This is a genomic window from Acinetobacter sp. NIPH 284, from assembly GCF_000369425.1.
In the GTDB taxonomy this organism is placed as follows: domain Bacteria; phylum Pseudomonadota; class Gammaproteobacteria; order Pseudomonadales; family Moraxellaceae; genus Acinetobacter.
Map to the genome: position 1 here is coordinate 65,628 of NZ_KB850011.1, position 7,899 is coordinate 73,526.

The 7,899-nt window shown below is 36.4% G+C and carries 7 protein-coding genes; 3 read left to right on the forward strand and 4 right to left on the reverse strand.

The genetic code is table 11. The annotated features are described in order from the left end of the window. Nucleotides 1–13: 13 nt before the first annotated feature. Nucleotides 14–895, reverse strand: a complete 882-nt coding sequence (locus F908_RS06360; RefSeq protein ID WP_005159405.1) for a copper resistance D family protein — start codon at nucleotides 893–895, stop codon at nucleotides 14–16. A gap of 66 nt (nucleotides 896–961) precedes the next feature. Next, nucleotides 962–1,342 carry a copper resistance CopC family protein gene (locus F908_RS06365; protein WP_002058523.1) on the reverse strand — a complete coding sequence of 127 codons (381 nt, stop codon included), beginning with the start codon at nucleotides 1,340–1,342 and terminating at the stop codon, nucleotides 962–964. 277 nt (nucleotides 1,343–1,619) lie between these two features. Here F908_RS06365 and F908_RS06370 point away from each other — a divergent pair, with 277 nt between their 5' ends. Then, nucleotides 1,620–3,965 carry a heavy metal translocating P-type ATPase gene (locus F908_RS06370; RefSeq protein ID WP_005159407.1) on the forward strand — a complete coding sequence of 782 codons (2,346 nt, stop codon included), beginning with the start codon at nucleotides 1,620–1,622 and terminating at the stop codon, nucleotides 3,963–3,965. Between the two features lie 73 nt (nucleotides 3,966–4,038). On the opposite strand, the gene F908_RS06375 is transcribed toward F908_RS06370, so the two are convergent. Both F908_RS06375 and F908_RS06380 read right to left on the reverse strand, forming a co-directional pair. Further along, nucleotides 4,039–5,415 (reverse strand): heavy metal sensor histidine kinase, encoded by a 1,377-nt coding sequence (locus F908_RS06375; protein ID WP_005159416.1) that lies wholly within the window; start codon nucleotides 5,413–5,415, stop codon nucleotides 4,039–4,041. Continuing rightward, nucleotides 5,405–6,088 carry a heavy metal response regulator transcription factor gene (locus tag F908_RS06380; RefSeq protein ID WP_002058525.1) on the reverse strand — a complete coding sequence of 228 codons (684 nt, stop codon included), beginning with the start codon at nucleotides 6,086–6,088 and terminating at the stop codon, nucleotides 5,405–5,407. The genes F908_RS06375 and F908_RS06380 overlap by 11 nt, the downstream gene beginning before the upstream one ends. Before the next feature lie 150 nt (nucleotides 6,089–6,238). On the opposite strand from F908_RS06380, the gene F908_RS06385 reads away from it, so the two are divergent. Beyond that, on the forward strand, nucleotides 6,239–6,589 hold the full coding sequence (locus F908_RS06385; protein WP_002058521.1) for a hypothetical protein: 351 nt from the start codon (nucleotides 6,239–6,241) through the stop codon (nucleotides 6,587–6,589). An 88-nt stretch (nucleotides 6,590–6,677) separates the two neighbouring features. Beyond that, nucleotides 6,678–7,899, forward strand: a 1,222-nt coding sequence (locus F908_RS15460) for a multicopper oxidase domain-containing protein (protein WP_005159418.1), incomplete at its 3' end; no start/stop codon positions are given.

Sequence of the window (7,899 nt, forward strand, 5' to 3'; positions counted from 1 at the left end):
GCGTGATCCTTTTTTACTCAATACCGACTACAGTGGTGATATAACCAGTGGCTAAAAGAATTGATAGACCTAATGACATCTCAAATAAAATGGCATAGCCCAATTGTTTCGCAAATTTCGGGTCTTGTAAGCGAGGTGTGAAATACCATTTGTTAAAAGCTGCTAACAATAAAATACTTAGGACAAATACAATTTTAATAATAAATCCATGCCCATAAGGTGTATTGATTAGAGTATTAAAATCTTTAAAAAGTAATAAAGTAATGCTAAGACCACAAGCGATGAGTATTCCTACAATAAAGGCCGCTATTTGCCCAAATAGATGCATACGTTCTTTGAGTGGTAAGCCATTAATTTTTTTGCTTGTTTTCCATAAAGGATAAAGTGATCCCATCCATAAGGATATTACAAGTACATGTATTGATAATAAAGCTTGAGCGAATAAGGGTAAATTCGTGACATGACCTAATTGGGAAAAACTAAAAACAATAGGTAAGAGTAAGATGGTAAAGATTAACCCTTCAACTTTAGAAAACTGATTAGTTCTTCTGCTTAATTTCACGAGCATAAATAAAAATAAAAGCAGAAAACCCACTGATCGTATGATATGGGTATGGCCAATTGGAGTGTTAATTACTAGATTTATATAGTTAGTATCCCACATACCAGATAGTCCAGTATTGGCAAAACTTCCGATGAGAAGGAAGAATCCTAGAATACTGGAAATTAGTCCTAATGCTGTGCCAAGAGTTATGTATTTCAGAATAGTTTCCTTTATTTCTACATAACGTCCAAGTAAGAAGTAGGAGAAAGTACCACCAACAACAAATGCAATACCTAAATATAAAATGACTTTAACAAGCCATGATGCATATATCCAAGATTCAGGAATCATAATTTTCTCCATCGTAATAGCAACATGCCAGCAGTTCGCTGGCATGTTGCTATTAGCACTTGATTTTTATTTTGCTGATTTAATGGTGAAATTATATTCGCCATTCATGTTGTGGCCATCCGCTCCCATTGTGGTCCACACGACTGTATATTTTCCTTTTTTTAGTTTAGGTGCAGCGACGTCAAATGATTTTTTCATATCATGAGTTATTTTATAATTTAAAGGAATGTCCTTACGTTGTGCATCAAGCAACTTGACGTTCATTAACATAACTTCTTCACCAAAATTCAAAGTTATATTTTTCGGTTGGCTAGCTACAGATGCATTAATAGCAGGTGTTGCACTTTCAAGTTTCACATGTGCGAATGCACTTGAAGTAGCTACAACCATAGTCGTGCCTACGAGTACGTTACGTAGAGTAGACATTTTATTTTGAAAAATTTTCATTTCTTCATCCTCTTTAAATTAATCTTGGGCCCAGTAATGACCGAATGAAATTCATTGATTGATAGCTTGGTCACCAACTTTGTAATCCTATTATCAAAGAAAGATAGAAACACTCCGATGACTTCAAAATTACATTTTTGTCATTTTAAAAATTGAAAAGTCACAAGTGCTACACTGACTATAAAGAAAATTTCGCTTATCTAATGATCAAGTAATAGGAAATTATTTACGTTTTAATCAATTTATTACTTTTAAAATTAAATATGAAGGAGGTTGTATGGACCATCATCATCACGAAGATAAAAATACACTTACTGATCCTGTCTGTGGCATGGCAGTAAAAGAAACATCTCAATTTTATGAAAAAGTTGACAGTAAAACTTTCTATTTTTGCAGTGAAAATTGCTGGTTAAAGTTTAAGAATGATCCTGCTTTTTATATTAATAAACTAGCAAAAGCGACTAATCCAAAAGAGATTGGGATAAATTCAATTGTGGTTGATCAGCCGATAAATGTGAATACTTCTACTATTTACACTTGTCCGATGCATCCCGAAATTCAACAAAATCACCCTGGGAATTGTCCTAAATGTGGTATGACTTTAGAGCCTTTACTTCCAAATCTGGATGAAGCTGACGAAAACCCTGAACTAAAAGATTTTAAAAGACGATTTTGGTATACCTTACCTTTAACTCTTATCGTTGTATTTTTAGCCATGTTTGGGCATCAGCTGAATTTATTTGATATGAAGATACAGAGTTGGATTGAACTCATTCTTACATTACCTATCGTTTTTTGGGCAGGGTGGCCATTTTTTGTTAGATGTTGGCAATCAGTTTTAAATCGGAGTCCAAATATGTGGACCTTGATTGGAATAGGTACAGGAGCTGCTTTTATATACAGCCTTGTTGGAACAATAGTACCTCAAGTATTTCCAGACTCATTTGTATCTATGGGGCGTGTTGCTGTATATTTCGAAGCCACAGCAGCCATTATTTCGCTGACCTTATTAGGCCAAGTTCTTGAGTTGAAAGCTCGATCACAGACCTCGGCAGCAATTAAATCTTTACTTGGGCTAGCACCTAAGACTGCAAGAAAAATAAATGACGATGGTAAAGAAGAAGATATTCCTCTTTCCCATGTACATGTTGGAGATTTGCTCCGAGTACGACCAGGTGAAAAGGTCCCTGTTGATGGAGTTGTTACTGAAGGGGCAAGTTCTATTGATGAATCAATGTTAACAGGAGAACCTGTTCCCGTTACAAAACGTGAAGGCGATCAAGTAATAGGTGCAACAATAAATATGAATGGTTCATTAGTAATGCGTTCAGAAAAGGTTGGATCTTCAACGGTACTGTCTCAGATCGTACAAATGGTATCGCAAGCTCAACGTTCTAAAGCGCCGATGCAAAGAATGGCAGATCATGTTGCAGGTTGGTTTGTTATGGTAGTTATTGCTATTTCTGTGCTTACATTTTTTGGTTGGGGGGTATTTGGCCCAGAGCCTAGTTGGGTTTACGGGTTAATTAATGCTGTCGCAGTGTTAATTATTGCTTGCCCATGTGCTTTAGGCTTAGCGACACCTATGTCAATTATGGTGGCAACAGGTCGTGGTGCATCGAATGGTGTACTTTTTCGTGATGCAGCTGCAATAGAAAATTTACGTAAGATTGATACTTTAATTATTGATAAGACAGGTACTTTAACTGAAGGCCAACCCTCATTCGATAAGGTTATCGCTCTTTCGGGCTATGAAGAAAATGAGGTACTTCGGTTAGCAGCTAGTCTGGATCAGGTGAGTGAACACCCTTTAGCTGATGCAATCGTACGTGCTGCCCGTGAAAGAGATCTTGTACTGTCTAGACCAACATCTTTTGAATCTGGCTCTGGGATTGGTGTTAAAGGAGAGTTAAATGGACAACAATTATCTCTTGGTAATACAGCATTAATGGAACAGCTGGGAATATCAGTTAAAGCATTTGTTCCCGAAGCTGAAAAGTTAAGAGCCGAAGGTGCAAGTGTCATGCATTTAGCTGTGGATGGAAAACTGATAGGGTTAATAGCTGTTTCAGATCCAATCAAAGCAAGTACACCTGAGGCTGTTCTTTCATTAAAAGATTCCGGTCTAAGAATCGTAATGGCTACTGGTGATGGATTAACAACAGCTAAGTCTGTTGGCGCTAGATTAGGTATTGATGAGGTTTATGGTGAGGTTAAACCCGCAGATAAATTAGAATTGGTTAAGAAATTGCAAAAAGAAGGAAGAGTGGTTGCGATGGCTGGTGATGGGATCAATGATGCCCCAGCTTTAGCTCAGGCTGATATCGGAATTGCAATGGGTACAGGAACAGATGTAGCAATGAATAGTGCCCAAGTTACTTTGGTAAAAGGTGACTTACGTGGTATTGAAATTGCTCGTTCTTTATCAGAGGCAACTGTTAAAAATATGAAACAAAACTTGATGTTTGCTTTCCTCTATAATGGATTAGGTATCCCTTTGGCTGCTGGTGTACTGTATCCATTTACTGGCTGGTTACTCTCGCCTATGATCGCAGCATTAGCAATGAGCCTAAGCTCAGCATCGGTAATTGGTAATGCTTTACGACTACGTAGCCAAAACTAAGTTTTTCTGACTACTCATTATTTTTAACTATTAAAGATGAGTAGTCAGTAGTTGTTTATTTTTATATAAGTGATTAATTTTTAAAAATAATTTTAAAAGTTATGCGGCCATTATGATAGTCTGCTCTAATTGTTGCGCCATGTACATCAAGAATGGATTTGGTAATTGCTAGCCCTAAGCCAGTACCTTCCTCAACTCGCTGTCTGGAAGCATCTGTTCTATAAAAACGGTCAAATAATCGATTTAGCTGGTCTGATGATAAAGGTGAGCTTTCATTCTCAATTGTAAAAACAGTTTTATCAAAGCTTTGTTGGCAATTGATTTTGATCACTGAATCTGTTTTTCCATATTTGATCGCATTTGATAATAGATTACTGAGTGCTCGACGTAACATTGAAGGATCGCCATTTACATAACCTAGACCAGTTTGTTCTAAAGTCATTTTCTTTTCAGAAGCAATAGCATCATAAAAGTCAAATAAAGCTGAAATTTCTTTGACCAAATCAATTCTTTGTAAGTTTGGTAAATGCAAACCGTGTTCGGCTTTGGCAAGGAATAACATATCTGAAACCATCCGAGCTAAACGTTCAAACTCTTCTAAGTTAGAAAAGAGAACTTCCTGATAAGTATTGATATCTCTACTACGGGATAAACATACTTGGGTTTGAGTCATCAAATTATTAATAGGTGTGCGAATTTCATGAGCAAGATCAGATGAGAAGTCTGATAATTTCTCTACAGCAGATTCCAGTCTATCTAACATATCGTTAAAAGCTATGGCTAAGGATCTAAGCTCTGTTGGCGTGTTTTCGACTTCTAAGCGTTCAGAAAGATGTTGAGCAGATATACCTTCTGCCACTTTTGCCATTTTTTGAACTGGGCGTAATCCTCGCCATGCAGCAAACCAGCCTAAAAACATTAAGCAGATAGTACCGACAATGCCAATGTATAATAACTGGCGCCTAAAATCATTTAAGAAATGCAAATGCTCGGATGTATCGATTCCAACAATAATTTGAGCTGTTGGAATGCTACTATTTCTATTAAAAGACTTTTTATAAGCTAATCCACGATAAGTTTTATTTTGTATTTTCCACTCTAACCAAGGAGTATGTTTAGATTTAATTAATGTCTGCGCTTTAATAAGTGCAGGGGCTGAACTAAAAATAATTTGACCTGTTGGTCGTTCAATTTGAACAATTAGATCATGATGACCAACTAAGGCGTCTTTTAAATATAAATTCAATTCTTGAGAATTAGAAGGATTCTGTTCTAATAGATTCTCTATAAGTTGAATTTTACCTTCTAATTGAGTTCGGTCTTGAGCTTCGAAATGATGCATTACGAGTTGATGAATAACTAGTCCCATAATCATTAGAATGATTACGGTAGATAGAGAAAAAATAATAGCTATACGAAAGCTGATTGCATTAAACAATTTACGAGTCATCTTCAACCTCTAGAACATAACCCATTCCCCGTATGTTCTGGATTAGCTTAGGGCTAAAGTTACTGTCAATTTTACTTCTCAAACGTTTAATAGCGACTTCTACGACGTTGGTATCACTATCAAAATTCATATCCCAAATTTGAGAAGCTATGAGTGCGCGAGGTAAAATTTCACCACGTCTACGCATAAATAATTCCATCAGCGCGAATTCTTTAGCTGTTAAGTCAATACGTTGCCCAGCGCGAGTGACGCGGCGTTTACGAAGATCAAGTTCAAGATCAGCAATTGTAATAAGGTTACTATCTTCTTTTTGTTGTCCCCGTCGGAGTAAGCTTTTAATGCGTGCTAATAACTCAGCAAAAGCAAAAGGTTTTACGAGGTAGTCATCAGCTCCCAAATCTAATCCCTTAACTCGATCTTCAATTTGATCACGCGCTGAAAGAAATAGAATAGGCATTGTCTTTCCGCTTTTGCGAATATCATAAATGATATTCCAGCCATCTAATTTTGGTAACATAACGTCCAAAATGATGAGGTCATATTCTTCGGAAAGTGCTTGATGTTTACCTGATAATCCATCTGTGACCCAATCCGTAATATACCCAGCTTCAGATAGACCTTGTTTAAGGTAGTCACCAGTTTTTTGTTCATCTTCAACTAGTAAGATTCTCATTGATAAAAATCCAATATCACTCATTAAGAATATAATAACGTTATAAATACGTGATTCTTTGTAGATTACAAAAATGTCATTTTCATGTCATATAGATGTTTGGTGGTAGCCTTTAAGGTATTTGTATAAAGTTAATTTTTGGAGCAAAACATGAAAACTCTATTCCGTCGTAGCTTAACTACACTTATGTGTATTGGAACTTTAATTGCAGGAACTCAGTCTTGGGCAGCCGATGCTAAACAGGGAACCACTGTAGTCACTGAAACTAAAGCGGACTCAAAAATGTCAGAGAAATGCCAAAAACCTTGTAATATGAAGAATGATGAGAAAACCCAACAGGATCATAGTCAGCATGAGCATGGCAATATGGCTGATATGTCTCAGATGGATCACTCTAAGATGATGAATATGGATCAGTCTAAAATGGGTAATATGGATCATTCAAATATGATGAACATGGACCACTCAAAGATGAACATGTCAAATACATCAAATAAATAACAAATACGATAAATGAAAGATTGGGGAGATTAAAGCGAATAATTGGTTTGCTTGAGCTCCCCATCTTTATATTAGATAGGTGAAATAAATGTCTAAAAAATTAAGTCATGTCCTTTTAATAGGAGTTGGTTTATTTTCATCAACTTGGGTAATGGCGGCAGTTAAAGAATATGATTTAACAATCGCTGAACAAACTGTAAATATCACAGGAAAACCAGTTGAGAGAATTACTGTAAATGGTAAATTCGTTGCACCACTTCTTGAATTTGAAGAAGGTGATGAGGCCGTTATCCGTGTTCACAATAAGTTAAAAAATCAGGACTCTTCAATCCATTGGCATGGCTTATTACTACCTGGAATTATGGATGGTGTACCTGGATTTAACAAATTTCATGGCATTGCCCCTAATAAAACTTATGAATATAAGTTTAAAGTCCGCCAAAATGGTACTTATTGGTATCATTCACATAGTAAAGGACAAGAACAAGACGGTTTATATGGTGCTTTTGTTATTTATCCTAAAGATAAAACTCCACTAACAGCTGCTGAAAAAACCGATAAAGATTACGTTGTTTTGCTTTCTGATTTTCATAATTCGACAAGTGATCAAATTATGAAAAATATTAAAAAAGAAGCAGACTACTATCAGAACCGCCGCGAAACAGTATTCGATGTATTAAAACAAGTTAAACGTGATGGGCTAAAAGCGACTTGGCAAGACCGTTCTATGTGGAATCAGATGCGAATGCTGAAAACAGATATGTCCGATGTGACTAGTTATACATTTTTAATGAATGGCAAAACACCTCAGCAAAACTGGACCGGTAACTTCAAAGCTGGTGAAAAAGTTCGCCTTCGTTTTATTAATGCTTCCGCTATGTCATTCTTTGATGTACGCATTCCAAACCTAAAAATGACTGTAGTCAGTGCTGATGGTCAACCTGTAAAGCCCGTTCCTGTAGATGAGTTCCGTATTGGTACTGCTGAAACCTATGATGTCATTGTGGAACCAAAACAAGCACATTACCAAATTGAAGCTGAATCTATTGATCGTACCGGTTTTTCAGTGGGAACATTACATGAAGAAAGCAGCCCAGCAGTCAAACAAATTGAGATGCCTAAGCCTCGTCCTCGTTCTTTATTGACTATGGAAGATATGGGAATGAATCATGATATGTCATCTATGAAAGGTATGGATCATGATATGTCTTCTATGAAAGATATGAATCATGATATGTCTTCTATGAAAGGCATGAATCACGATATGTCTTCTATGAAAGGTATGGATCATGATATGTCTTCTATGAAAG

What these genes read in the sequence shown, in the direction of transcription:
- F908_RS06375 (WP_005159416.1), bottom strand. Translation starts at nt 5,415, where the DNA reads ATGACTCGTAAATTGTTTAATGCAATCAGCTTTCGTATAGCTATTATT.
- F908_RS06380 (WP_002058525.1), bottom strand. Translation starts at nt 6,088, where the DNA reads ATGAGAATCTTACTAGTTGAAGATGAACAAAAAACTGGTGACTACCTT.
- F908_RS06370 (WP_005159407.1), top strand. Translation starts at nt 1,620, where the DNA reads ATGGACCATCATCATCACGAAGATAAAAATACACTTACTGATCCTGTC.
- F908_RS06360 (WP_005159405.1), bottom strand. Translation starts at nt 895, where the DNA reads ATGATTCCTGAATCTTGGATATATGCATCATGGCTTGTTAAAGTCATT.
- F908_RS06385 (WP_002058521.1), top strand. Translation starts at nt 6,239, where the DNA reads ATGAAAACTCTATTCCGTCGTAGCTTAACTACACTTATGTGTATTGGA.
- F908_RS06365 (WP_002058523.1), bottom strand. Translation starts at nt 1,342, where the DNA reads ATGAAAATTTTTCAAAATAAAATGTCTACTCTACGTAACGTACTCGTA.